This is a genomic window from Blautia sp. OM06-15AC (assembly GCF_003481425.1).
Classification (GTDB): Bacteria; Bacillota; Clostridia; order Lachnospirales; family Lachnospiraceae; genus Fusicatenibacter; species Fusicatenibacter saccharivorans.
In genome coordinates, this window is record NZ_QULD01000001.1 from 438,581 (window position 1) to 464,134 (window position 25,554).

The 25,554-nt window shown below is 49.6% G+C and carries 20 protein-coding genes, 1 tRNA gene, 1 other RNA gene, 1 riboswitch and 2 other annotated features (1 of these 25 running past the window's edge); of the genes, 21 read left to right on the top strand and 1 reads right to left on the bottom strand.

What is annotated here, in order from left to right; genetic code table 11:
• Nucleotides 1-31 precede the first annotated feature (31 nt).
• The 18 genes from DXB83_RS02195 (at nt 32) to ilvC (ending at nt 22,510) form a co-directional block, all read left to right on the top strand.
• On the top strand, nt 32-703 hold the full coding sequence (locus DXB83_RS02195) for a DUF3786 domain-containing protein (protein ID WP_055226447.1): 672 nt from the start codon (nt 32-34) through the stop codon (nt 701-703).
• Nucleotides 704-764: 61 nt separating this feature from the next.
• Complete coding sequence (locus DXB83_RS02200; protein WP_117812876.1) at nt 765-1,397, top strand: cyclodeaminase/cyclohydrolase family protein; 633 nt, start codon at nt 765-767, stop codon at nt 1,395-1,397.
• A gap of 87 nt (nt 1,398-1,484) precedes the next feature.
• Complete coding sequence (locus DXB83_RS02205; RefSeq protein WP_022461835.1) at nt 1,485-2,336, top strand: bifunctional 5,10-methylenetetrahydrofolate dehydrogenase/5,10-methenyltetrahydrofolate cyclohydrolase; 852 nt, start codon at nt 1,485-1,487, stop codon at nt 2,334-2,336.
• Nucleotides 2,337-2,507: 171 nt separating this feature from the next.
• Nucleotides 2,508-3,977, top strand: a complete 1,470-nt coding sequence (gene spoIVA / locus DXB83_RS02210) for a stage IV sporulation protein A (protein ID WP_022461834.1) — start codon at nt 2,508-2,510, stop codon at nt 3,975-3,977.
• A gap of 104 nt (nt 3,978-4,081) precedes the next feature.
• A non-coding RNA gene (gene ssrS, locus DXB83_RS02215) (6S RNA) lies at nt 4,082-4,276 on the top strand.
• Between the two features lie 70 nt (nt 4,277-4,346).
• Nucleotides 4,347-5,390, top strand: a complete 1,044-nt coding sequence (locus DXB83_RS02220) for an aldose epimerase family protein (RefSeq protein ID WP_055218365.1) — start codon at nt 4,347-4,349, stop codon at nt 5,388-5,390.
• Nucleotides 5,391-5,965: 575 nt separating this feature from the next.
• Nucleotides 5,966-6,166: riboswitch (cobalamin riboswitch) on the bottom strand.
• Between the two features lie 158 nt (nt 6,167-6,324).
• The gene (locus tag DXB83_RS02225) at nt 6,325-7,707 is read left to right on the top strand and encodes a SpoIID/LytB domain-containing protein (protein WP_158579730.1); all 1,383 of its coding nucleotides are present in this window, start codon (nt 6,325-6,327) and stop codon (nt 7,705-7,707) included.
• A gap of 78 nt (nt 7,708-7,785) precedes the next feature.
• On the top strand, nt 7,786-8,763 hold the full coding sequence (locus DXB83_RS02230) for a LacI family DNA-binding transcriptional regulator (protein WP_022461831.1): 978 nt from the start codon (nt 7,786-7,788) through the stop codon (nt 8,761-8,763).
• Between the two features lie 252 nt (nt 8,764-9,015).
• Nucleotides 9,016-10,860, top strand: coding sequence for an alpha-amylase family protein (locus DXB83_RS02235; RefSeq protein WP_118639891.1), 1,845 nt, complete (start codon nt 9,016-9,018; stop codon nt 10,858-10,860).
• 113 nt (nt 10,861-10,973) lie between these two features.
• A complete protein-coding gene (locus DXB83_RS02240) occupies nt 10,974-11,843 on the top strand; it encodes a YihY/virulence factor BrkB family protein (protein ID WP_055226442.1) in 870 nt (289 codons plus the stop codon).
• Nucleotides 11,844-11,915: 72 nt separating this feature from the next.
• Nucleotides 11,916-12,168, top strand: a binding site (T-box leader).
• Between the two features lie 165 nt (nt 12,169-12,333).
• A complete protein-coding gene (gene pheS, locus DXB83_RS02245) occupies nt 12,334-13,380 on the top strand; it encodes a phenylalanine--tRNA ligase subunit alpha (protein WP_022461828.1) in 1,047 nt (348 codons plus the stop codon).
• 31 nt (nt 13,381-13,411) lie between these two features.
• Entirely contained in the window at nt 13,412-15,856 is a 2,445-nt protein-coding gene (gene pheT, locus DXB83_RS02250; protein ID WP_117804048.1) for a phenylalanine--tRNA ligase subunit beta, read from the top strand.
• A gap of 5 nt (nt 15,857-15,861) precedes the next feature.
• Entirely contained in the window at nt 15,862-16,509 is a 648-nt protein-coding gene (locus DXB83_RS02255; protein WP_117509036.1) for a histidine phosphatase family protein, read from the top strand.
• Between the two features lie 318 nt (nt 16,510-16,827).
• Complete coding sequence (locus tag DXB83_RS02260; protein WP_117804049.1) at nt 16,828-17,853, top strand: aldo/keto reductase; 1,026 nt, start codon at nt 16,828-16,830, stop codon at nt 17,851-17,853.
• A complete protein-coding gene (locus tag DXB83_RS02265; protein ID WP_117804050.1) occupies nt 17,850-18,794 on the top strand; it encodes an AEC family transporter in 945 nt (314 codons plus the stop codon). Before DXB83_RS02260 ends, DXB83_RS02265 begins: the two co-directional genes overlap by 4 nt.
• 107 nt (nt 18,795-18,901) lie before the next feature.
• Nucleotides 18,902-20,704 carry a glycoside hydrolase family 2 protein gene (locus DXB83_RS02270; RefSeq protein ID WP_117804051.1) on the top strand — a complete coding sequence of 601 codons (1,803 nt, stop codon included), beginning with the start codon at nt 18,902-18,904 and terminating at the stop codon, nt 20,702-20,704.
• Nucleotides 20,705-20,825: 121 nt separating this feature from the next.
• Nucleotides 20,826-21,332 carry an acetolactate synthase small subunit gene (gene ilvN, locus DXB83_RS02275; protein ID WP_022462281.1) on the top strand — a complete coding sequence of 169 codons (507 nt, stop codon included), beginning with the start codon at nt 20,826-20,828 and terminating at the stop codon, nt 21,330-21,332.
• Between the two features lie 158 nt (nt 21,333-21,490).
• Nucleotides 21,491-22,510, top strand: coding sequence for a ketol-acid reductoisomerase (gene ilvC / locus DXB83_RS02280; protein ID WP_022462282.1), 1,020 nt, complete (start codon nt 21,491-21,493; stop codon nt 22,508-22,510).
• A 159-nt stretch (nt 22,511-22,669) separates the two neighbouring features.
• Here ilvC and DXB83_RS02285 read toward each other — a convergent pair whose 3' ends face one another.
• Nucleotides 22,670-23,026: a sporulation initiation factor Spo0A C-terminal domain-containing protein gene (locus tag DXB83_RS02285; RefSeq protein ID WP_022462283.1), complete on the bottom strand. Its 357-nt coding sequence runs from the start codon at nt 23,024-23,026 to the stop codon at nt 22,670-22,672.
• 265 nt (nt 23,027-23,291) lie between these two features.
• Here DXB83_RS02285 and DXB83_RS02290 point away from each other — a divergent pair.
• From DXB83_RS02290 to DXB83_RS02300, 3 genes are all read left to right on the top strand, one after another.
• Nucleotides 23,292-23,365 (top strand) — tRNA-Pro (locus DXB83_RS02290).
• Nucleotides 23,366-23,460: 95 nt separating this feature from the next.
• Entirely contained in the window at nt 23,461-24,489 is a 1,029-nt protein-coding gene (locus tag DXB83_RS02295; RefSeq protein WP_117804052.1) for a LacI family DNA-binding transcriptional regulator, read from the top strand.
• Nucleotides 24,490-24,789: 300 nt separating this feature from the next.
• Complete coding sequence (locus DXB83_RS02300) at nt 24,790-25,251, top strand: extracellular solute-binding protein (protein ID WP_158565809.1); 462 nt, start codon at nt 24,790-24,792, stop codon at nt 25,249-25,251.
• A 125-nt stretch (nt 25,252-25,376) separates the two neighbouring features.
• Nucleotides 25,377-25,554 (top strand) — a binding site (T-box leader); it runs 86 nt beyond the window's last position.

The following is a 25,554-nucleotide window of genomic DNA, read 5'->3' on the forward strand; positions in this document are numbered from 1 at the left end:
GGCGAACCTTTTTGAGAGGAATTGGATTTACATGGCAGTAGACTTAAATTACGAAAAAGACAGCAAAGAGCGTATTCCGTATGAGCATTATCTGGAAGTGTATCAGAATGCAGATCCAAAAGAGATTTCCAGCCGGTGTGACGTTCCGTATGATGCGGAAAAACAGGAGTTTACCGTTTCCCTGATGGGTGTTTCCTACCGGATTTCGTGGCCGGAGTACAACGTATTTCATATTGGAGATGATGGAAGCGTTTCGCCGATAATTGGCTGGTATCCACTCGAGAAAAAACCGAATGCAAAAATTTTGGTATTGCGCTATCTGACCGAGGGCGGAGCTGCCCCATCCACCGGAAAATTTCTGACATACCGGGAGATTCCGTGGGGAGAAGTTTATTTTAAACAGTTCCAGGGAAGATGCCTGTTCCGTCTTGCGTTTGGCTTTGGCGGAAAGCTGGATGCATTCCGTGAGATCATGGAACGTGTCGGCGCTCAGGCGATTTCATCCGGTGATGTCGGATATGAGCTGGAGTTTATGAAAGGGCTTTTTGTACGACTGATTTTATGGGCAGGAGATGATGAGTTTCCGCCGTCCGCGCAGATCCTCTTTTCGGACAATTTCCCGGCTGCATTTACGCAGGGAGAGGATATGGCGGTTGTGGGAGATGTCACAATTGATATGCTGAAGGCTCTGGCTGCAAAATAGTTATGGTTTGAGGCCATCAGGATGGCTTCTGGATCGAAAAAAATAAGCGGAGGAAAATAACATGGGATTTTCAACAGTACCTTGCAATGAGTTTGTAGAAGTGCTCGGTTCCAAAGCACCGGTTCCGGGCGGTGGCGGAGCTTCTGCACTGGTTGGCGCTGTCGGCACAGCGCTTGGCAACATGGTTGGTGCGCTGACAGTAGGTAAAAAGAAATATGCGGATGTCGAAGAGGAAATGAAAGAGCTGATGGCAAAAGCAACCACGCTTCAGGACGAACTGCTTCACCTGATCGAGCGCGATGCAGAAGTGTTCGAACCGCTCTCCAAAGCATACGGCATGCCGCGCGAGACAGAGGAGGAGAAGGCAGAAAAAGCAAGAGTCATGGAGATTGTGCTGAAGGATGCCTGCTCTGTTCCAATGGAAATTATGGAAAAATGCTGCGAAGCAATCGACCTGATCGTAGAATTTGCAGCAAAAGGTTCTGCACTTGCGATCAGTGACGCAGGTGTTGGCGCAACATTCTGCAAAGCAGCCTTAGAGGGTGCTTCCCTGAATGTATATATCAACACGAAATCTATGAAAAACCGGGAATATGCAGAAGAACTGAATCGAAAATGCGATGAAATGCTTGCGGTCTATACCGTAAAAGCAGACGAGATTTTCCGGAACGTACTGGGAAGACTGAAAGCCTGAAAACAAACGGCCAGAGAAGCTTCCCGGCAGCAAGCGGGTTGAAAAAGGAGTTCTCTTTGACCGAAAAGAAAAGCGGAGGATAAAAAAATGGCAAAACAGTTATTAGGAAAAGAAGTAACAGCAGCATTAAATGAGAAGATCAAAGCAAATGTAGCAGAGCTGGAAGCAAAAGGAGTAAAACCAACCCTCGGAATCATCCGTGTTGGAGAGAGAGAGGATGATCTTTCCTACGAAAGAGGAGCAACCAAACGCTGCGAGACCTTAGGCGTTGCATACGAGAAATTCCTTCTTCCGGCAGACGTTACCCAGGAAGAGCTGATGGCGACCATCGACAAAGTAAACAAAGATGATTCTATCCATGGCGTTCTGATTTTCCGTCCACTCCCGAAACATCTCGATGAGGCAGCTGTTATTAAAGCACTCTCCCCGGAGAAAGATGTAGACGGTATCACAGACGGTTCCATGGTAGGTGTATTCGCCGGAACAAAACAGGGCTTCCCGCCATGTACTCCGCAGGCCTGCATGGAGATCCTCGACCACTACGGTATCGACTGCACCGGCAAAAAAGCTGTTGTCGTAGGCCGCAGCCTCGTTGTAGGAAAACCGGCAGCCATGATGCTGTTAAAGAAAAACGCAACCGTAACCATCTGCCATACCAGAACGAAAGACATGCCGTCTGTAGTCAAAGAGGCAGATATCGTGATCGTAGCAGCAGGCCGTGCAGGTGTTGTGGATGATACCTACCTGCGTGCAGGCCAGACCGTTATTGATGTCGGAATCAACGTAAACGAAGAAGGAAAACTCTGCGGAGACGTTGCATACGCAAAAGCTGAGCCGATCGTTGAGGCAATCACACCGGTTCCAGGCGGTGTAGGATCCGTTACCACATCTGTTCTGGTCGGCCATGTGGTAGAGGCTGCCATGAGAAAAAACAGCTGATCATAGGCTGAAGATAAGAATGTGACAGAAAAAAGGCACTGTGCGTCCGAAAAAAGGGCGGCGGTGCCTTTTTTGCGTGCGCGGCAGTGCAGTTTTGGTGATAGGAGAGGGGGCCGGCTCATAGAATATAACAGTACATAGCAACAAAGATCAAAAGGGGGACAACAGCGCATGGATGCATATTCAGTATACCGCGATATTCAGAAACGAACGAAGGGCCAGTTCCTGATCGGAGTGGTGGGGCCTGTACGGACGGGAAAGTCCACCCTGATCCGCCGTTTCCTGGAGGTGCTGGCACTGCCGTATCTTTCGGAAAAGGAACAGGCGGAGGTACGGGATGCCCTGCCTTTAAGCGGGGAGGGAAAGACGATCACAACGGTGGAGCCGAAATTTGTGCCGAAAGACGCCGTGGAGCTGCAGCTTGGGGAGGGCGATCCGATCCGGCTGCGACTGATCGACTGCGTCGGCTTTCTGGTGCCGGACGCGGCGGGAAATCTGGAAAATGAGAAGGAGCGGATGGTGAAAACACCGTGGTCCGAGCAGGCGATTCCGTTCCGGGAGGCGGCGGAGATCGGTACGAAGAAGGTGATCGCAGAACATTCCACGATTGGTCTTATGGTGACGTGCGACGGATCGTTCGGCGAGCTGCCGCGGGAGAATTTTCTGCAGGCGGAGGAACGAACCGTTGCGGAGCTCAAAAAGCAGGGAAAGCCCTTCCTGATTCTTGTGAATGCGAAAAAACCGTACCGGGAGGAGACACAGCGGCAGGTAAAGGAGCTTGAAACAAAATTCGGCGTGGCAGCGATGGCGGTGAACTGCGACCAGCTCCGCAAAGAAGATATTCTGCATATGCTCGAAAAGGTGCTGTATGAGTTTCCGCTTCAGCAGATGGAATTTTATATTCCCAAATGGGTGGAGCTTCTTGCCGATGACCATCCGCTGAAGGCAGAGCTGCTGCAGAAGATCCGTGAGATGTGCAGGGAAAAGACGCGCCTGAAGGATGCAGTGGGCGGAAAAACAGCGATTGCCAGTCAGTATGTCAGCCAGACACTGCTGCAGTCGATGGATCTTGCGAGCGGTACGGTGAAGGTGCGGATTGAGGTGAAAGAGCAGTATTATTATGAAATGCTGAGTGTACTTGCCGGCGTGGAGATCAAAGGCGAGTATGATCTGGTGCAGACGATCCGCGAGCTGTCGGCACAGCGGGAAGAGTACCGCAAGGTAGAGGACGCGATTCATGCGGTGCGCGGATGCGGCTACGGCGTCGTGATTCCGGGGAGGGAGGAGATTCAGCTGGAGGAGCCAGCTGTGATCCATCAGGGAAACAAATACGGCGTGAAAATTAAATCGGTGAGCCCGTCGATTCATATGATCAAGGCCAACATCGAGACGGAGATTGCGCCGATCGTCGGAAGTGAGCAGCAGGCGGAGGATCTGATCGCCTATATCAAAGAGAGCGCAAAGAGCCCGGAGGGAATCTGGAATACCAACATTTTCGGCAAATCCGTCGAGCAGCTCGTTGACGACGGCATCCGCAGCAAAATCGCCCAGATCACCGAGGACGGCCAGGCAAAACTCCAGGATTCCATGCAGAAAATTGTCAACGACAGCCGGGGCGGAATGGTGTGTATTATCATTTAATACAAAAGCTGTTCGAATATTTTTGAGTAATTGTGCAATAATACTTGAAAAGCGAACCAAAATAGCGTATAATCCGAATTGTGAAAAGAAAAGAAGAAAAATGTAACTTCCTGGAATGTTCGATGATCTCATTATTTTGAACCTACATTTACTTTAAACGGGAGGCTTATTATTGTCATGTGGATGTCAGGCCACCCTGGAAACAGACGTCAGTGGAAGGCAGAAATGGTGACTGCGGCTACCCACCTAGCTTGCGTTGCTAGGAGTCAAAGTATGGGAAACGGCATTCCGGGGTTACAAAAGAGAAAAAAGAGAATCATGAAAATGGTTCTCTTTTATACGTTACATACAACCAAAAGGAGAAGGAACATGAAAAAACAGGGTTTTGGAACAACAAAAGACGGAAAAGAAGCATTGCTCTACACGCTCTCCAATAAAAACGGAATGGAAATCAGTGTAACCGATTACGGCGCACATCTGGTATCGGTTCTCGTTCCGGATAAGGATGGAAAGAAGAGAGACGTTGTCCTTGGATTTGACTCCGTAACCGGCTATGAGACCGACGGAAGCCATTTTGGAGCCACCATCGGAAGAAACGGAAACCGTATCGCGGGAGCAGCATTTGAACTGCACGGAAAAACATACCAGCTGGCAAAAAATGAGAACAACAACAACCTGCACAGCGGCCCGGACGGATACGATTACCGCCTCTGGAACGTAGAAGAGGCGGATGACAGCGCCGTTACCTTCGTTCTGATGAGCCCGGACGGAGACCAGGGATTCCCGGGAAACTTTGAAGTGTCCGTTACGTATACCCTGACCGATGAGAACGCCGTAGAAATCCACTATGAGGGAAGCTGCGATCAGGATACCGTTGTCAACATGACAAACCACAGCTACTTCAACCTGGCAGGCCACGATGCCGGATCTATTGAGAACCAGACACTTGTCTTAAAAGCGGAGCAGTTCAGCCCGGTGATCGATTCTGCATCCATCCCGACCGGCGAGCATGCACCGGTACAGGGAACCCCGATGGATTTCACCAGCGAGAAAGCAATCGGAGCAGAGATCGAAGCAGATTTCGAACAGCTCAAACTGACCGGCGGCTACGACCACAACTTTATCCTGGACAAGGCTGTCGAGGGAAGCATTGAGCTGATGGCAGTCGCATCCTGCAAAGAGAGCGGCATCACCATGGAAGCCTTCACGGATCTGCCATGCGTTCAGTTCTACGCCGGAAATTTCATTGCTCCGGTTACCGGAAAGAATGGGGTATTCTATGACAAACGCAACGGCTTCTGCCTGGAATCTCAGTATGTGCCGAATGCCATCAACCAGGAGGGTGAGGAGAAACCGATCCTCGAGGCAGGCGATACTTACGACACCACAACCGTATACAAATTCATTTTCTAAGATCCTATTTTATAGCAATCCTCGAAAATAATGCAAAAAATTCAGCACCGCAGAGCATGAATTACTGCGTCACAGATTTTCGTCGTACCTCGGTACGCCTTCAAATCTGTTCCTTGCAATTCGCGCTCTGCAGCACTGCCTTTTTTGCATTATTTTCGGGTCTTGCTATAGAAACAGCATAAAAAAGCTCCCTTCCTGCAGCGTCCTGTGAAAACAGGAGCGCAGGCGGGGAGCCTTTTTATGGGAAAATATGCAGAAAACGAATTCTGAAAAAACAGAAAAAGAAAAGACCCTGTTTTCGAATCCAACAGAATCTTACCAGTTATGTCATATTCTTTTCAGAGGTGGGTAACCGCTTCGCCATCTGAATCAACCTGCAAGCGGAATAGCAGACACCTTTAAGCGGAGGATGGCGCCTGACTAAGAACAGGCGAAACCAGAATCTGAAACGGTTTACCCGGCCGTTTAATGCAATGCATAAATCTCGCTCGAAGGTTTCTAAAAATCTAATCGAAAATTTTCAGACATTCCATATCCCATAATAGTCTTTGAATGGAAGCTTTCATCGGAAGCATCAACCCTATGCATACAGAGCAGGTTTCCTGACTTACAGATCATCGTTCCACATTCCTTCTCATATGTTGCGGACATACAATGGATTTGTTATGCTTCACTCCCTGATTACAGTGACCGGATCGCCCAGGAATCTCACCTGAATTCCCTCTCTCACCAAAAGACGGATCTTCTTTTGATGCACTCTGGATGTTGATATGAAATTTATACACAACCGTACTATATACCATAGGGCGGTATTTGTCAAGGAAAAATCGCAAAAAGAAAAGGAATCGGACAAAAAGCCGTGTGCATAGAATGAGATATGAAGAGAAAAAATGATAAATTGGAATTGATACTGTTAGGAGTGGGGATTCTCCTGTTGCTGTTATTGTTTGTTGTGAAGCGCCGTCTGGATGCGCCGGAAGAGACAGCGACAGCAGAAAGCAGGACGGAGACGATGGAAGGCAAAAAGCAGGAGGAGACGATACAGAACATGGAACAGGAAAACGCGGCTTTTCTGAACAGTAAAAAGGAAGAACAAAAAGAAACAACGGCAGCCGGACCGGTACAGATTCGTGTCCTTCTGACGGACTGCGGAAAGCTGGGATACGCACAGAAACAGGTGTCCCTGCGTGGAAACGCAAGCCTTTCCATGAACGACGGCGCATACATAGCTTCCCCGCAGGAGACGATCTGTGTGACGGAACAGGAATGCGGGGAAGTTGTGCATGTGGTGCCGGCCGATGAGACGGCGGGAACGGCGGTTTCCCTGACGGGAAAGCCGGAAGACGAGACGGTTTATCCGGGAAGTTTTGTCATCTATAAAAGCGAAGAGGGACTTCTCGTTGTAAATGAACTTGATCTGGAAATGTATCTTCGGTATGTCGTGCCGAGTGAGATGCCGTCCTCCTACGAAAAGGAGGCATTAAAAGCACAGGCGGTCTGTGCGAGAACGTATGCGTGTGCCAGGATTCGTGAAAAAACGTGGGAGAACTACCACGCGGATGTAGACGACAGCGTGGAAAGCCAGGTCTACCACAATATGGAAGCGCAGCCGGAGACAGACGCTGCGGTGGCGGAGACAGAAGGAAAAATCATCACCTGCGGCGGGGAACCAATTCAGGCGTATTTTTTCTCAACCTCCTGCGGGAAGACGAGTACGGATGAAGTGTGGAATACGGCGGAGACGGCAGAATATCTGAAGAGCGTGACGGTAGGCGGGGAGAAGCAGGAACCGGAGACGGAGGAGGCATTTGCATCGTTTATCACCAAAAGGGACAGCACAAGTCTGGAAGTGGAGGACGGCTGGTACCGCTGGCAGGTGACGATTCCGGCGGATGTGCTGTCAGAACGGGCAGCGGATCAGAAAATCGGGGAGATCACGGGGATTGAGGTGCGGCGGCGGTCAGAGGGAGGTGCGGCAGAAACCGTCCGTATCGAGGGGAAAAAAGGATCCATGGAAATCGAGGGAGAGTATCAGATCCGAAAGTTCCTCTCGGCGAAAGGCTGGCCGATTCAGAAAAATGACGGAACTGTAAGCTGTGAGATGGAGCTGCTTCCGAGTGCCTGCTTTATCGTGGTTCCGGAAAAAGAAGGGGAAACGGCTGTCTCCTTTACATTTTACGGCGGCGGCTACGGCCACGGCGTCGGCATGTCACAGAACGGTGCGAAACATCTGGCAGAGCAGGGAAAATCGTATGAGGAGATTCTCCGCTATTTTTACCAGAACATCGAAATCGGCGACTGCCGTTCCCTTTTTTAAAAAAATCACCGAAAACAGATTTTTTGTGCTATAATGGGCGAAAGTGAAAAACAGTTAGAAAATGACGAGGAGAGAAACATGGCGACAATCAAGGACATAGCGGCACGCGCCGGCGTTACGGCGACGACGGTTTCCCGCGTGATCAACAACCGCGGATACATCAGTGAAGAGACAAGAAAAAAAGTAACGCAGGCGATGCAGGAGATGAATTACCAGCCGAATGAGCTGGCGCGTTCCCTGGCAAAAGCGCATTCCAATACGATCGGGGTTATCGTTCCGCACATCTCGCACCCGTTTTTCAGTAAAATGATCAGTGCACTCGAGAGCGCGGCGGCAAAGCGGGGCTACAAGATTCTGCTCTGCAACTCGAAAGATCAGCCGGAGAAAGAAACCGAATATCTCGATATGTTCATCTCCAACCGTGTAACCGGCGTTGTGATGGCAAGCCGCGATGTGCAGATTGAAAAGTTTCATGATCTGAAAATTCCGATCGTCAATTTCGAGCGAGAGGAAAATACGGAGGCCATTACAATCCAGTGTGACAACGAGCAGGGAGGAGCGCTTGCAGCATCGCATCTTGCGGACTGCGGCTGCTGCCATCTGCTTCATTTCGGCGGAATCGTCGGAAGAGATATGCCGGCGGACCGGCGTGCGGATGGATTCCTGCGCGTCTGCCGGGAGCGGGGGATTGAAGGGGAAGTTCTTTTGAGTGACCGCTTAAGCTACGGCTCCATGCACTATGAATCCTATATTGAAAAGGGCCTTCTGGAGCACCCGGAGACGGACGGCATTTTTGCAAGCAGTGACCTGATTGCCGCACAGGTACTCCAGCGCCTTTACGCCATGGGAAAACGGGTGCCGGAGGATATTAAAGTTGTCGGGTTTGATGACACTGTGATCGCCGGGATTACCACGCCTTCCATCACGACGATCCATCAGCCGATTGAGGAAATGTCGGAGCTTTCCATTGCGTATATCGACCGGAGAAGAAAGGGAGAGATGGTGCCGAATGTGACGACCATGCCGGTGAGCCTTGTGGTGCGCGATTCGGCGTGAAACAAAAACGAAAAGAAAACTCTGCGGAAAAAAGAAACCGCGGAGTTTTTTTCTGCCCTGCGGTAAACGATAGACAGAAAAATAGCAAAAAAGACAAAGAAGAAGCCGGAAATTTGTTGAAAAATATGGTATGTAAACGGTTGACATATAATTCACACAACGGTATACTGCAAGAGAAGAAACGTAACACAGAATTACCGTTACCGGAATGATGTGACAAAATAAAGAATAAGATAAAGGAGAATAAACAACATGACAGTGGAATATCAGAGAAGACTCGAAAAACACTACGACGAGCTGAAATGGCTCTACTGTGAGCTGTATCCAAACGGCCAGGGACGCTTTGAGGAACTCTGTGCAGCCATGGAGCAGTGGTACAAAGAGCGGAATAAAAAATGGAAAGCGCTGGATCGGAAAAGAGAAAAACAGAAAGACTGGTACAAGAGCCAGAAAATGCTCGGTATGATGCTGTACATCGACGCATTCGCAGATAACATCAGCGGCCTTGAGAAAAAACTGGATTATTTAAAAGAGTGCAACGTCAACTACCTGCATCTGATGCCGTTCCTTGCAACGCCGAAGGGAAAAAGCGACGGCGGCTATGCGGTTGCCGATTACCGCACGGTACAGCCGTCCCTTGGAACGATGGAAGATCTGGCTGCCCTCTCTGAAAAATGCCATGACCAGAGCATGAGCCTTTGTATGGATTTCGTTATGAACCACACTTCCGAGGATCATGAATGGGCAAAACGTGCACTTGCCGGTGAAAAAGAGTACCAGGACCGTTACTTTTTCTTCGACAACTACGATATTCCGTCCGAATATGAAAAGACCTGTCCGCAGGTATTCCCGACAACGGCACCGGGCAACTTTACCTGGAGAGAGGACTGCCATAAATTTGTCATGACGACGTTCTATCCATACCAGTGGGATCTGAACTATGCGAACCCGGTTGTCTTTAACGAGATGGTAAACAATATGCTCTATCTCGTCAACCAGGGAATCGATATCGTCCGCATTGATGCCGTTCCATACATCTGGAAACAGCTCGGCACCACCTGCCGTAACCTGCCGCAGGTACATACCATTGTCCGCATGATGCGTATGATCACCGAGATCGTCTGCCCGGGCGTTCTGCTGCTCGGCGAGGTTGTCATGGAGCCGGAAAAGGTTGTTCCGTACTTCGGAACACTCGAGAAACCGGAATGCCATATGCTGTACAACGTAACGACGATGGCATCCACCTGGCACACGGTTGCAACGGCGGATACCCGCCTGCTGAAACATCAGATGGATATTGTGACGAGACTGCCGAAGGACTATGTCTTCCTGAACTATCTGAGATGCCACGATGATATCGGCTGGGGCCTCGATTACGAATGGCTGAAACAGTTTGGCATCGCCGAGGCACCGCATAAGAAATATCTGAATGACTATTTCCGCGGTTATGTGGAGGGAAGCGACGCAAGAGGAGAGCTCTATAACGACGATCCGGTGCTGCAGGATGCGCGTCTCTGCGGAACAACCGCTTCCCTGTGTGGACTTGAGGCGGCAGGCTTTGAGCAGAATGAGGCGAAGACCGAACAGGCGATCCAGAGAATTGAGATGCTGAACGCATACCTTTTCATCCAGTCTGGTATTCCGGTTATCTACAGCGGCGATGAGATCGGCCAGGTCAACGATTATTCCTACAAAGAGAGTGAAGATTCTGACCGCGCAGCCGACAGCCGTTATCTGCACCGCGGCCACTTCCGCTGGGATCTGGAGCCCCAGAAGGAGAAAAAAGGAACGGTTCAGAATCAGATTTTTGCTTCGATGAAAAAGATGGAGGAGCTGAAATTCAAATACCGTCCGTTTGAGGGTGAGGCGGATGTCTGGACCGAGGAAACGTATGATACGGCGCTTCTCTGTGTCTGCAGAAAATCCGGCAATGAGATGGTAACGGGTCTCTTTAACTTCAGCAATGAAGACCGCACGGCCTGGATCGATATGGGTGAGTTCACCTGGAAGGATCTGTTTACCGGCGAGAAACGTGTTCTGCGCGGCGTTCCGGTTCCGGCACGCGGTTACGCATGGTATTACCGGAAATGGAATTAAATCCCTTGCGAAGGAAAGAAAAGTATGATATGCTTTGTAGGCTATCCTGAAGTACGATATATGTGCAAGAATGGGATAGATTCACGAAAACAAAGAAAAGGCGGTTTTGCCAGATGATAAAAACAATCCGCGGTTTTATGAAGCGCCTGAATGAGGACCATGTCGGTGCTTATGCAGCGCAGAGTGCGTATTTCATTCTTCTTTCCTTTATTCCGTTTGTTCTTCTGGTTGTTACGCTTGTAAAATATACGCCGCTGACGCGCGACGATGTTTACAGCGTTCTGATCAATATGCTGCCCACGGAGTTTCAGAGCTACGTGGGCGGTATTGTAAATGAGATCTTTTATCAGTCCGTTGCTTATATGCCGATTACGATCATCACAACGCTGTGGTCGGCGGGAAAGGGCATTGCGGCGCTGACAAATGGGCTGAACAGCATTTATCACGTAACAGAGACACGTAATTACATCATCAACCGGCTGCGGGGCATGGCATATACCTTGATATTTGTCGTTGCATTCCTCACCAGTCTGGTGCTTCTGGTCTTCGGAACCCGCATTCAGAATAAGCTGACGGAACATCTGCCGATGGTGGCGCGTGTGACATCCTCTATCATGGGAATGCGTACCCTGATCACGACAGGCGTGCTGGCTCTTCTGTTTCTTGTACTGTATAAATGTATTCCAAACCGGAAGGCGAGCTTTAAGAGCCAGTGCCCGGGCGCACTGATCTCATCCCTTGCCTGGTCTATTTTTTCCCTTGCATTTTCCATGTACCTCGACATCGCGCTTGCGGCGTCCAATATGTACGGCAGTCTGACGATGATCGTGTTTATCATGATCTGGATGTATTTCTGCATGTGGATCCTTCTGATCGGCGCGGAGATCAACGCGTATTTTGAGGATAAACTGCGGAAACTGCAGAACGCGGCGATCGAGCATTTTATGGAAAATAAAGAGACGAATAAAGAAGCGGGAAAATAATGGCTTGACATCCGGGGGTCAAGACGGTACAATAAATATTGTTTATGAAAGTTTTATAAATAATCTAACAGGAAAAATGCTGTGAAGATGTTCAGAGAAATATTTTTTCCGCCAGAGAGAGGGAGTCATCGGCTGCAAGCTCCTTCAGGTTCAGGAATATTTCAAATTTCGCATTGGAGCAGATGTCCGGAACGTATAGCAGGATACTGGAAATGCAAGTAGGGACAGACGTTTGGTGTACGTTACAGCACCGGTTATGAGTGTCTGCAGGAAGTATCTGCAGAAATCAGGGTGGTACCGCGAAATTTCAGATCTCGTCCCTTTGTGGGGCGGGGTCTTTTTTTCGTGAGCAACGAGCCAGGCAGCCATGCTTGCATGGATATCTGGCGACTGCCACGAAAATCAGATGCTCCGCTGTTTGCAGCGGGGTATCTGATTGTTTTTCACATTTACCATCAAACAAGCAAGAAAAAGAAAGTAGGAGAGTCAAATGCAGGAAAAAAGTGTATTAACCGGCCATCTGTCTGAATTAAAACAGAAGATTGAAAATGGACTGGAAGAGCTGAAAAGCTCCAAAGAACTGTATGAATTTAAGAGCGAGTATCTGGAAGGAAAGAAAAGTAAGATCAGCGGGCTGATGAAAGAAATGAAAAACATTGCCCCGGAAGAGCGCGCAAACTACGGTAAATCCGTCAATGAGTTAAAAGAGTGGGCGCTTGGCCGCTTCCAGAAAGTGGAAGAGGAGATGAAAGAGCGCGAGCTGCAGAAGAAATATGAGTCCGAGAAAATCGACCTGACCCTTCCGGCAGAAGAGACAGCGATCGGAAACCTTCATCCGGTTACCCTGATCCGCAAACAGCTCATCGACATCTTTGCAGGTATGGGCTTTGAGGTATACGAGGGAAGAGAAATCGAGACCGATTATTACAACTTTACTGCACTGAATACACCACAGGATCACCCGGCAAGAGATATGCAGGATACCTTCTATCTCTCCCCGGAATTCCTGCTTCGTACCCAGACATCGGCAGGCCAGATTCATGTCATGGAAAACAAAAAGCCGCCGATCAAGATCCTTTCCCCGGGACGTGTTTTTCGGTCTGATGACGACGCAACCCATTCTCCGATGTTCCATCAGATGGAGGGACTCGTTGTCGACAAAAACATCACCCTCTGCGACCTGAAAGGAATGCTCGACGTACTCGTACAGAAGATCTACGGCGAGGGAACCACAACACGTCTTCGTCCGTCTTACTTCCCGTTCACGGAGCCGTCCGTTGAGGTAGACTGCAGCTGCTTCGCCTGCGGCGGAAAAGGATGCAGCCTCTGCAAGGGAACCGGCTGGATCGAGGTCCTTGGAGCAGGTATCGTAAACAAACGCGTGCTGGAGAACTGCGGCATTGATTCAGAAGAGTACAGCGGCTTCGCTTTTGGCATCGGCCTGGAGCGTATCGCCATGCTGAAATACGGAATCAACAACATCAAACTGTTATTCGGTTCCGATCTGCGGGTTTTAAATCAGATTAACGAGAAATAAAGACGAAACAGTTTGAATTTGGAGGTTTAATATGTTAGTACCGTTAAGTTGGCTGAAAGAATATGTAGATATCGATGTTACCCCGGAAGAACTGGAGAAAAAACTGTTCGACGGCGGTTTTGAAGTAGAAGAGCGTTATCAAGTGGGAAAAGACATCAGCAATGTTGTTGTCGGTCTGGTGGAGGGCTGCGAGCCGATTCCGGAGACCCATCTTCATGTGTGCCAGGTAAATGCAGGAGAACACGGCGCCATGCAGATCTGCTGCGGCGCAGACAACGTGCACACCGGCGGAAAATTCCCGGTTGCCCTTCCTGGCGCTTCTGTTTATGCAACAGCAAAGGATCATAAGACCATCGAGGGTGTTATGACCATCAAAAAAGGAAAATTAAGAGGATATGAGTCCTGCGGAATGCTCTGCTCCGGCGTGGAGCTCGGCCTTACCGAGGATCTGTACCCGGGCGCAGGCTACAACGGACTGCTTGTTCTGCCGGAAGATGCCGAGCTTGGCGCAGATGTCAAAGAGCTGACAGGTCTTGACGACTGGATCTTTGATATCTCCCTGACTGCAAACAGACCGGACTGCCAGAGTATCCTCGGTATCGCAAGAGAAGTATCGGCGATGCTGGAAAAACCTTTAAAAATGCCGGCAACCGATTACACCGAGACGGATGTGGAAAAAGAAGGCTTCTCTGTCCGCGTGGAAGCTCCGGAACTCTGCCCGCGTTACAGCGCTCATTACGTATATGACGTAAAAATCGGAGAGTCCCCGGCATGGATGAAACGCCGTCTGGCACTCGTCGGCATGTCCGCGATCTCCAACGTGGTTGATATCACAAACTATGTCTTAAAAGAGATCGGCCAGCCGATGCATGCTTTTGACTGCTCTTATCTGGAAGGCAATGAGATCTGCGTCAGAAGAGCAAAAGAAAATGAAAAGATCGTGACCCTCGATGAGCAGGAATACACAATGAATGAGAACAACCTCGTAATCTGTGACGGCGTAAAACCGGTTGCGCTTGCCGGTGTCATGGGAGGCTTAAACTCCGAGATCCGCGACACGACAGAGGCCGTTATGTTTGAGTCCGCAAAATTCGCACGCGACAACGTCAGAAAGACAGCCCGTGCACTTGGAAAAGCAACGGATGCCAGCGCAAGATATGAGAAAGGCGTAGATGAGTATTCTGCCGTTCTTGGTATGAAACGTGCGCTGCACCTGATGGAAGAGCTCGGCTGCGGTAAAGTTTCCCGCACCCATTTCGATGTGAATACAGGAAACTCGATTGATCCGACCCCGATTACCGTCAGCGTCAGCAAGGTAAACGGCGTACTCGGTATTGAAGTTCCGGAAGCTGAAATTCTCCGCATTATGAAAAATCTGAACTTTGCACCGGAAATCAACGGCGACGAGCTGACCATTCAGGTACCGGCTTACCGTGAGGATATGCTGCCGGAGGGCGAAAACGATGTAGAGCGTTACCCGGATGTGGCAGAGGAAGTCATCCGTATGTACGGCTACGATCACGTAACCGATACCTTCCTTTCCGCTGCACAGGTAACGATGGGCGGCTACAATGAAGAGCAGAAAGGCGAGCTGGCACTGAAGAATACCTTATGCACCATGGGTATCTACGAGTGCATGCATTACTCCTTCTTCTCCCCTGCAGATCTGGATCTCTTGAAACTGCCGGCAGATGCAAAAGAGAGAAATGCCATCGAGATCATCAACCCGATCAACCAGGATCTGTCCCTGATGCGTACCACACTGGCAGCTTCCATGCTGAATGCCATTTCCAGAAATGAGAAACAGGGCACTCTTGAAGGAAGACTGTTCGAGGTAGCAAGCATCTACATTCCGGAGTCCCTGCCGCTGACATCCTACCCGGATGAGAGAAAAGTTCTCTGCGTCGGAACCTTCGGAAACAACGAGAGCTTCTTCACTATGAAGGGCATCGCCAACACCATCGCCGAGAGCATGGACATTGAGTTCACCTACGAGCCGGTTCAGAAATCCTTCCTGCATCCGTATCAGGCAGTGAAAGTACTCTGCGAGGGTACAGAAATCGGATACTTCGGAAAAGCAGCATATGATATCCAGAACGAGCTGAGCATGCGTGCTTCCGCTTACATCATGGAGCTTGACTTAAAAGAGCTCTCCAGATGGTACGGCAAAAAACGCACCTTCCAGCCGATCTCCAAATTCCAGGAGGAGAAACGTGACCTGGCATTTGTCATGGACAAAAACATCAGCTGCGGCGATGTAGAGAACTGTATCCGCGAGGCAAACAAATACGTAAAAGAGATCCGTCTGTTCGATGTTTACGAGGGCGGCCAGATTCCGGAAGGCAAGAAGAGCATGGCGTTCACCGTCACCTTTGCACCGAAGGAAGAAGCATTTGACTTCGAAAAAGTACAGAAATTTGTCGAGAAGATCTGCAAGAAACTGCAGAATGAGTTCAACATCGAACTGAGAGGCTGATTTTTATGAAACTTTATATCATGCGCCACGGTGAAACCGCGTGGAACGTAGAAGGCAGGCTGCAGGGCCAGACGGACACCGAGCTGAATGAGAACGGTGTCCGTCTGGCGAAAGTGACGGCGGAAGGACTGAAAAATATCCCGTTTGACCTTGGAATTTCCAGTCCACTGCGCCGCGCAAAGCACACGGCAGAGCTCGTCCTTGCGGGCAGAAATGTGCCGCTTACGACCGACGACCGCCTGATGGAGCTTTCCTTTGGCTCCTGGGAAGGGCTTGGATGCCGGGCAAACAATTTTGAGATTCCGTCTGAACACTTCGACGATTTTTACAGAGATCCGTTCCACTTCCGCCCGGCGGGAGACGGAGAGACAATCCAGGAGGTCTGCGACCGGGCAGAAGCGTTCTATCATGAGCTGACTGCGAAACCGGAGTTCCAGGACAAGACGATCCTGATCGCCACCCACGGCTGCTGCATGCGCGCGCTGCTGCGCAATGTCTATGAAGACAAGAACGACTTCTGGCACGGCGGCGTGCCGTACAACTGTGCGGTCAGCATCATCGAAGTACAGAACGGTGTTTCCACGCTGCTTGCGGATAATAAAATCTATTATGATCCGTCGGACTGCGTAAACTTTTATAAAGAAGTAAAATAAAAAATGATATTCAGAGGCAGACATAAAAGGAAAGTATTTCCCTTTGTGCCTGCCTCTTTAAATCGCGTTTGCCGTCTGACAGAAAGTGTGATACTATAGAAATAACGGATTTTAACACCAGTAGACAAGAAGTCCCCCGTTTCTGAAGCGGTGGGATGAATTGCTAAAAGAAACATAACGGCAGTGGCGGGCGGAGAGAAATCGGTATTCTCCACTGACATGAGGCAAGTCACAGTCGAACTATTTTCGATATGTCAGACTCCGTGAAATACCGACTGTGAGTTGAAACAATGAAAGCGAAAAAGGAGGAACATAAGTATGTCCATGGTAACACTGGGAAGTACAGGAATCTGTGTAAACAAGAACGGCTTCGGCGCGCTACCGGTACAGCGTGTCACGAAAGAAGACGCTGTTTATCTGCTGCGCAAAGCGTATGACGGAGGCATCCGCTTTTTTGATACCGCGCGTGCCTACAGCGACAGCGAGGAAAAATTAGGCGCAGCGTTTGAGAAAATGCGTGAGAAGGTCTTTATCTCTACGAAGACGATGGCAAAGGATGTGGAGGGCTTCTGGAAGGATCTGGAGACAAGCCTTTCCCTTTTGAAGACGGATTACATCGATATCTATCAGTTCCACAATCCGTCCTTCTGTCCTAAGCCGGGAGATGGAACCGGCCTGTATGAGGCGATGCTGGAAGCAAAAGCACAGGGAAAAATCCGCCACATCGGTATCACGAACCACCGCATGAGCGTGGCAGAGGAGATCATTGAGTCCGGTCTTTATGAGACGCTGCAGTTCCCGTTCTGCTATCTGGCAACGGACCGTGAGAAAGCACTGGTACAGGGATGCAAAGAGAAAAATATCGGCTTTATCGCAATGAAAGCGCTCTCGGGCGGGCTGATCACAAACTCCGCGGCTGCATATGCTTTTGAAGACCAGTACGACAACGTGCTTCCGATCTGGGGCGTCCAGAGAGAAAAAGAGCTGGACGAGTTCTTAAGCTACATTGCCTGTCCGCCTGCCATGACGGATGAAATCAAGACGATCATCGAGAAAGACCAGAAAGAGCTCTCCGGCAACTTCTGCCGCGGCTGCGGTTACTGTATGCCATGTCCGGCAGGCATTGAGATTAACACCTGCGCGCGCATGAGCCTGCTTCTGCGCCGTTCCCCGTCCGCCAACCAGCTCACCGAGCGCGGCCAGGCGATGATGAAGAAAATCGAAGGTTGTCTCCACTGCGGCGCCTGCATGAAGAAATGTCCCTACGGTCTGAATACGCCGAAGCTTCTCGAAGAGAACTACGAAGATTATAAAAATGTACTGGCAGGAAAAACACTGGTATGAGTAATCTGATCTTCAGCCTGAACGCGACGATGCCGATCTTCCTGACAATGATTTTGGGACTTTTCTTTCGAAAGGTTGGTATTCTGGACGAATCGTTCACAAGCAAAATGAACAAATTTGTGTTTAAAATCGCACTCCCGGTGCTGCTGTTCCAGGACCTGTCGGATTCTGATTTCTCCGCTGTGTGGGATATCAAATTCGTTCTGTTCTGCTTCTTTGCAACACTGCTCTCAATTCTTGCGGTATGGGGACTTTCCCATCTCTTAAAAGAGAGAAGTGCAAGAGGCGAATTTATCCAGGCGGCGTACCGGAGCAGTGCGGCGATCCTTGGTATTGCCTTTATCCAGAATATCTACGGAAATTCCGGCATGGCGCCGCTGATGATCATCAGCAGTGTGCCGCTGTATAATATCATGGCGGTTGTCGTTCTTGCGGTATTCGGTCCGGAACGGGAGGAGATCACGGCAGATTTTGTGAAAAAGACGGCGAAAAATATCGTGACAAACCCGATTATCCTCGGGATCGTTGCAGGACTTCTCTGGTCGGTGCTTCGCATTCCAAAGCCGGTGATTCTGCAGAAAACGGTGCAGAATATTGCGGTACTTGCAACGCCGCTCGGCCTGATTGCGATGGGTGCGTCGTTTGAGGCAAAGAGCGCGGCAAAGAATATCCGGCCGTCGATTGCTGCAGCTGCGATTAAGCTGGTCGGTCTTGCAGCTGTCTTTCTGCCGATCGCCGTGATACTTGGCTTCCGTCAGGAAAAATTGGTGGCAATCCTTGTGATGCTGGGTTCCGCAACGACGGTGAGCAGTTTTATCATGGCGAAAAATATGGGTCATGAGGGAAGTCTGACGGCAAACACCGTTATGCTCACAACGTGCGGCAGTGCCTTTACGCTGACGTTCTGGCTGTATCTGATGAAAACGCTGGCGTTTATCTAACCGGATTGCGAATATCCGCTTTGATTTTCAGTACACCAAAAGCGTGTCCGGGATTTTGTCCGGGCACGCTTTTATCAATCATAAAAATCAGAAAAAGAGGGAAAAGAATGGACTTCAAAAATGCGGTCAAAGCATTACAGATTGGAAAAAAGGAAGGAAAAAAATTCCGCCTTTCTACGGAATTTGGGAAAAATCCGGAAGAAGAGCTCCCGTTTCCGGAATATCCGCGTCCGCAGATGCGCCGGGAAAACTGGACAAATCTGAACGGATGGTGGGAGTATGCGTTCACGGAAACGCAGAAAATGCCAAAACAGCGGGACGGAAAAATTCTCGTTCCGTTTTCCCCGGAGTGCGATGCGTCCGGCGTGAAGCGGCAGCTGCTTCCAAAAGAATATCTGTGGTACTTCCGCACGATTCAGCTTCCCAAAATTCCTGCCGGAAAACGGCTGCTGCTGCAGTTCGGCGCCGTGGATCAGGATGCGGTAATTTACTGCAACGGAAAGCGTGCCGGAGGCCATCTCGGCGGGTATCTTTCTTTTTCAGTGGATCTTACGCCGTATCTCAAAACGGGAGAGAACGAGCTTGCCGTCAAGGTGCGCGATGAGACGGACACGGACTGGAAGGGCCGCGGAAAGCAGAGCCTTACCCCGGGCGGCATGTTTTACACCGCGCAGAGCGGCATCTGGCAGAGCGTCTGGATGGAATGGGTGCCGGAGACGTATCTGGAACGCATCGTGATCACGCCGGAATATGATACGGCGAGCGTAAAAGTACGGGTTTTCCTCAACGGACCGGATGCGGGACTGACGAAAAAAATTACGGTGCGGGAGAGCGAAGCGCCGGATGCGAAGGTGATCTGCGTCCGGGAGACGAGAGAAAACGAGGCGGAGCTGATTCTCGGTAATTTTGCAGGCTGGAGCCCGGAACATCCGCATCTCTATGGGGTTTCCATTGAAGCGGGAGAAGACCGCATCGAGAGTTATTTCGGCATGCGCAAATTCGGCATTGGAAAAGATGAGAAAGGAATCACGCGTCTTCTCTTAAACGGAAAGCCGTATTTCCAGAACGGTGTCCTCGACCAGGGTTATTGGCCGGAAAGCTTCTACACGCCGCCGTCCGATGAGGCGATGGTTTATGACATTAAGACGGCCAAACGCCTCGGTTTCAATATGATCCGGAAACACCTGAAAGTTGAGTGCGCAAGATGGTATTCCCACTGCGACCATATCGGTATGCTGGTGTGGCAGGATATGATCAACGGCGGCGGCCGGTCGATTCAGACGTTCCTTTTGTACCTTCCGACCGTACTGCCGTTTGTGACAACGGAATTCAGGGATAACTGTTATCCGCTCTTTTCGCGGACCTCAAAAACGGGAAGAGAGTGGTGGAAGCGGGAGTGCCGCGAGACGGTTCATCAGCTTTACAATGCACCGTGCGTGTCGCTCTGGGTTCTGTTCAACGAGGGATGGGGACAGTTTGATGCCAGGGAGATGACAGAAATGGTGCGCGCTCTCGATCCGACGCGGCAGATCGACCACGCGAGCGGCTGGTACGATCAGGGAGCGGGGGACATCAAGAGCCTTCACAATTACTTTCGTCCGTTAAAAGTAAAACCGGAGGAGCGCGCGTTTGCTTTTTCTGAATACGGCGGCTATACGTATCCGGTACAGGAGCATCTCTACTCCGAAAAATCGTTCGGCTACCGCACGTACCAGAACCAGACACAGTACCAGAAAGCGATGAATGCACTGGCAGAAAAGATAAGAGAACTCACAGAACAGGGACTTGCCGCAGCAGTCTACACACAGCTTACCGATGTCGAGGAGGAGTCGAACGGCATCCTTACGTATGACCGGAAGGTATGCAAATGGGAACCACAGGAGGCAAAAGATTTTTGCTCAAAAGAATAATTTGGTAAAATTTTTGTTGACAAAGTGAGGATAAGTTGCTAATATATTGGATAAGGCGTTGGAAGTTGTAAGAAATTGCTGAAAATCCGCGGCGCCTGCGGATGGAGGAAAGTTGGTGTTTATGGAACAGAAAAGAACATTATCCCTGCTGGTGGATAATACGCCGGGACTTTTAAGCAGAGTAGCTGGTCTTTTCAGCCGACGCGGATACAATATCGAGACGATCACCGCCGGTGTGACAGCAGACCCGCGATACACAAGAATGACTGTTGTTCTGTACTGCAGTGATGAAATGATTCTGGAGCAGATCAAAAAACAGCTGGCAAAACTTGTCGATGTGCGGGATATCAAAGAGCTGAAGCCGGACGAGAGTGTCAGACGAGAGCTGATGCTGGTCAAAATCCGTGTGAATGAAAATGAACGCCGCAATGTCATCGCCATCTCCGATGTCTTCCGTGGAAGAATCGTGGATGTGGGACAGGAAAGCCTGATTGTAGAGCTGACCGGAAACCAGTCAAAGCTCGAAGGGTTCCTGAATCTGGTACAGGGATACGAAATCCTGGAACTGGCCAGAACAGGAGTGACAGGACTCTCCAGAGGAGCCCACGATGTGCGTTACCTCGATTAACGCAGATCACATTACATACGTTTGCTAGAGGAATGAAATTTTTGTATAGAAAAGTTCATTTCCCTGACAAACAGCAAAAGGCAGAAATGCTTTTCGCTGTATAAATTGACCGACCTGCCGCCGGTCAAGACATTCTATATATTATGGAGGAAAATAAAATGGCAGCAAGACTTTTTTATCAGGAAGATTGTAATCTCTCTTTACTGGAAGGCAAAAAAATCGCAATTATCGGCTACGGAAGCCAGGGACATGCTCATGCACTGAACCTGAAAGATTCCGGCTGTGATGTTATTATTGGACTTTATGAAGGCAGCAAATCCTGGGCAAAAGCAGAGGCACAGGGATTCAAAGTATACACCGCTGCTGAGGCTGCAAAACAGGCTGATATCATCATGATCCTGATCAACGATGAGAAACAGGCTGCAATGTACAAAAAAGATATCGAGCCAAACCTGGAAGAGGGCAACATGCTGATGTTCGCTCATGGTTTCGCTATCCACTTCGGACAGATCGTACCTCCGAAGAACGTAGATGTAGCTATGATCGCTCCGAAAGCACCTGGCCACACAGTAAGAAGCGAGTATCAGGCTGGCAAAGGAACTCCTTGCCTGGTTGCTGTTGAGCAGGATTACACCGGAAAAGCTCTGGACAGAGCACTGGCTTACGGCCTTGGAATCGGCGGAGCAAGAGCTGGTCTTCTGGAGACAACCTTCAGAACTGAGACCGAAACAGACCTGTTCGGTGAGCAGGCAGTTCTCTGCGGCGGTGTATGCGCCCTGATGCAGGCTGGATTTGAGACTCTGTGCGAGGCTGGATACGACCCAAGAAACGCATACTTCGAGTGCATCCATGAGATGAAACTGATCGTAGACCTGATCTATCAGTCGGGATTCTCCGGAATGAGATACTCCATCTCCAACACAGCCGAGTACGGCGATTACATCACCGGACCGAAGATCATCACAGAAGAAACCAAGAAGACCATGAAGAAGATCCTTTCCGATATCCAGGATGGTACTTTCGCAAAAGACTTCCTTCTGGATATGTCCCCAGCAGGCGGACAGGCTCACTTCCGTGCAATGAGAAGAAAAGCTGCAGAGCATCCGTCAGAGAAAGTCGGAGAAGAAGTCAGAAAACTGTACAGCTGGAGCAACGAGGACAAACTGATCAACAACTAATCGGTTTGCTGTCAAATGATCCATATCGGGAGGCTGCCTTTGCGGGCAGTCTCCTTTTTTTCGTTCTATCGTTTTATCATAGAAAAAACACTTCCGCGCCATGCATATCCCCCAATATGATAGGGCGCGGAAGTGTTATCTTTTCTGTATTCGTTTTTTTTATGCCTCCTGACGACAGGCAGGAAAAGCACGGTAGTATTTGATATAAGAACTTAAAATATCAAAAAATTCGGAATTGGTCGGTTTTGTCAGAACCGGATGCACAGAAAGCGAAAAGAGCAGATCACGGTTTCCGCGGGTCCAGCAGACGGAAATAGCGGTGCGGATGTCTCGTTCGACGCAGGAGGACGATACCTGAAACGTTTGCGCGATCTTTGGGTACAGCGTTTTGCTGACCCGAAGGAGATAATCTTCGTCTTCCATGCATAAAGCGATACCATAGGCGAGATAGCGAAATCCGCGGTATTTTGCACCAATTCCTAAAGAGTGTAGTAGAAAGTAAATTTCAGTTTCCATTACGATGTCTCCTTTTATTCAGTTTTTACATAGTCTTTGCAGACGGGCATGCCAGAGGTGAAAGTTTGTATGGCATACGATTTTCCCCTTTCACTTATGATACGTGGAAAACGTCGAAAAATTACATATTCAGAAAGAAAAAGTGACAATATAGTAAAATAAAAGAGAATATGACACGAAATAAAGAAATGAATGTAATGAAACGGGAGAGGGAAAAATAACATTGATTTTTCAGAAGTTCGCTGGTATAATGAAAACATGATTACGGGGTATGGCGTAGCTTGGTAGCGCGCACGGCTGGGGGCCGTGAGGTCGCAGGTTCAAATCCTGTTGCCCCGATCGGTAAGAGTGTCGTTTTACGGCACTTTTTTTCTTACGGACAAAGACGTGTGCGGAAGAAAAATGAATTGCGCAGAAAAAACAGGGAGGAAGTTATGGGGAAAGTAACGATACAGAGTATGGCAAAGGAGCTGGGACTGTCCCGGAATACGGTTGCCATGGCATTAAAGGATGATCCGAAGGTAGCTCCGGTGACGCGGGAGAGAGTTCTTCGGATGGCGAAAAGAAATGGCTATCTGGGCGAAAATGTATATGTGGAAGAAGTTCGGGCACCGCAGGAGAAGCATTACAATATTATGGTTCTGCGTACGCGGGATGCCGCTGTTTATTGGGACCGTGTCGTGAGCGGCATCTCCGAGGAGGCGAGCCTCAATAACTGTCAGACGCGCGTTGCGGTCGTGACGGAGCGGGAGGAGGAGAACGGCATTCTGCCGCTCGGCCTGAATGAAAATATCGATGCGATCTTCTGCATTAAAATGCTGCCGCCGGAATATATGCAGAAACTGGTAAATCTGGGTTACCGCATCTTTCAGCTCGACCATTACTGCGGCATCGAACAGCGGCCGATGGGCGATATCGTGCGTGTGGACGGTGTGCAGCCGGTGAGTCTTCTGACGTCCCATCTGATCGGGCAGGGCATGACGCGGATCGGTTTCCTAAGTGAGCACAGCAGCACGTATGAGTCGATGCATGACCGGTATGTCGGTTTCCTTGCAGCGATGGAACAGGCGGGCATTCCGCTCGATGAGGAGCTTGTGCGCCCCAATATGGAGAGCGATCATTTTTATTACCCGGAAAATTTTGACAAGATTGTGGCGAGCTACGATACACTGCCGGAAGCGATTGTCTGCGGCAACGATATGATCGCCAAAAGATTGACAGAATCCTTCCGGAAAATCGGCGTGCGCGTGCCAGAGGATGTGGCACTGACCGGATTTGATGATGATGAGGACCGGATGCTGTATCCGTTCTTCTCAACCGTTCATGTCGATACGAAGTGGCTTGGCCGCCGTATGGTGCATGAATTTTTATGGCGGGAGGAGCACCCGGAAGCGCCGAAAGAACGGATTCTCGTTTCGGGGGAGGTTGTGGTGCGCCGTTCCTCGTGCAAGCGCCAGGGATAGAAAGAAATAGAAAAAACAGGAAAAAGTGAACAAAGAAAGAAAGCCAGGGACGCCCCGGCGGACGAGAAGAAAAACCGTCTGCCGGGGCGTTTCCGGCTCCCTTTTTGCGATGATTCAAATTCGTGCATAAATGCCATGTAGAAAAACACTAATTAATAATGCAAAATGGTGCATTTAAGGAAAGCTAAACTGAACAAAAATGACAAAAACGCAAGAATAAAAACCTCGTTAATATCACACATTAAAAAATAATAGTGCAAAATAATGCATTATATCGCCGGAAGGAAGGGAGAGAGCGAAATGCAGGAATGGACGGAGGACCGCTGCAACCTGGATATCGATATCATCGCACTGCCGGGCTGGTCGGATGCAACATCCAAAATTTCCCTTCTGATGGGCGATGAGACACAGCGACCGGACATCATCTGGTGGTGGAACATGGAAGCTGACTATACGAAATGGGTAGACGCAGGCCTTCTGATGGATGTTTCTCCGTATATGAAGAAATACACCAACATGGTTGACTACTACAACAGCGTAGATCCTGGCGTTATGTTCTATGCATCCGGAGACAACGGAATTTACCGTATCCCGGGCGACGTTGCAGAGCCGGCATGTGAGACTCTGTGGATCCGGAAAGACTGGCTGGACAACTTAGGACTGGCTGTTCCGACTACACTGGATGAGCTGGATGAGCTCAAGAAAATCCACGGAAAACAGGTAGAGGATTACCAGAAATACCTGGAAGAGTACAACAAATAAAACAACGAAATCATGTGTTAGAGCACCCGCCGGAGCCTCCTTTCCGGCGGGTGTATTTTTACGGAATCCTGCGTTTTGCGCTTGACAGAGATGGAGAAAAATGGTAACATAAGAGCCAAGTTAGGAAAAAGGCAAAGAAGAGGAATACTACATGGAGCTTCCGAATCCAGAAAGCTGTTGGGTGATGCGAAACAGCAGACGAATTCCGTGGAACTGACCTCAGAGCCGCTGCTCCCAAATTTAGAATAAAAAGAGTAGGTGCAGACGGAAACCCACCGTTAGAAGGGCAGGATATGCAGATGT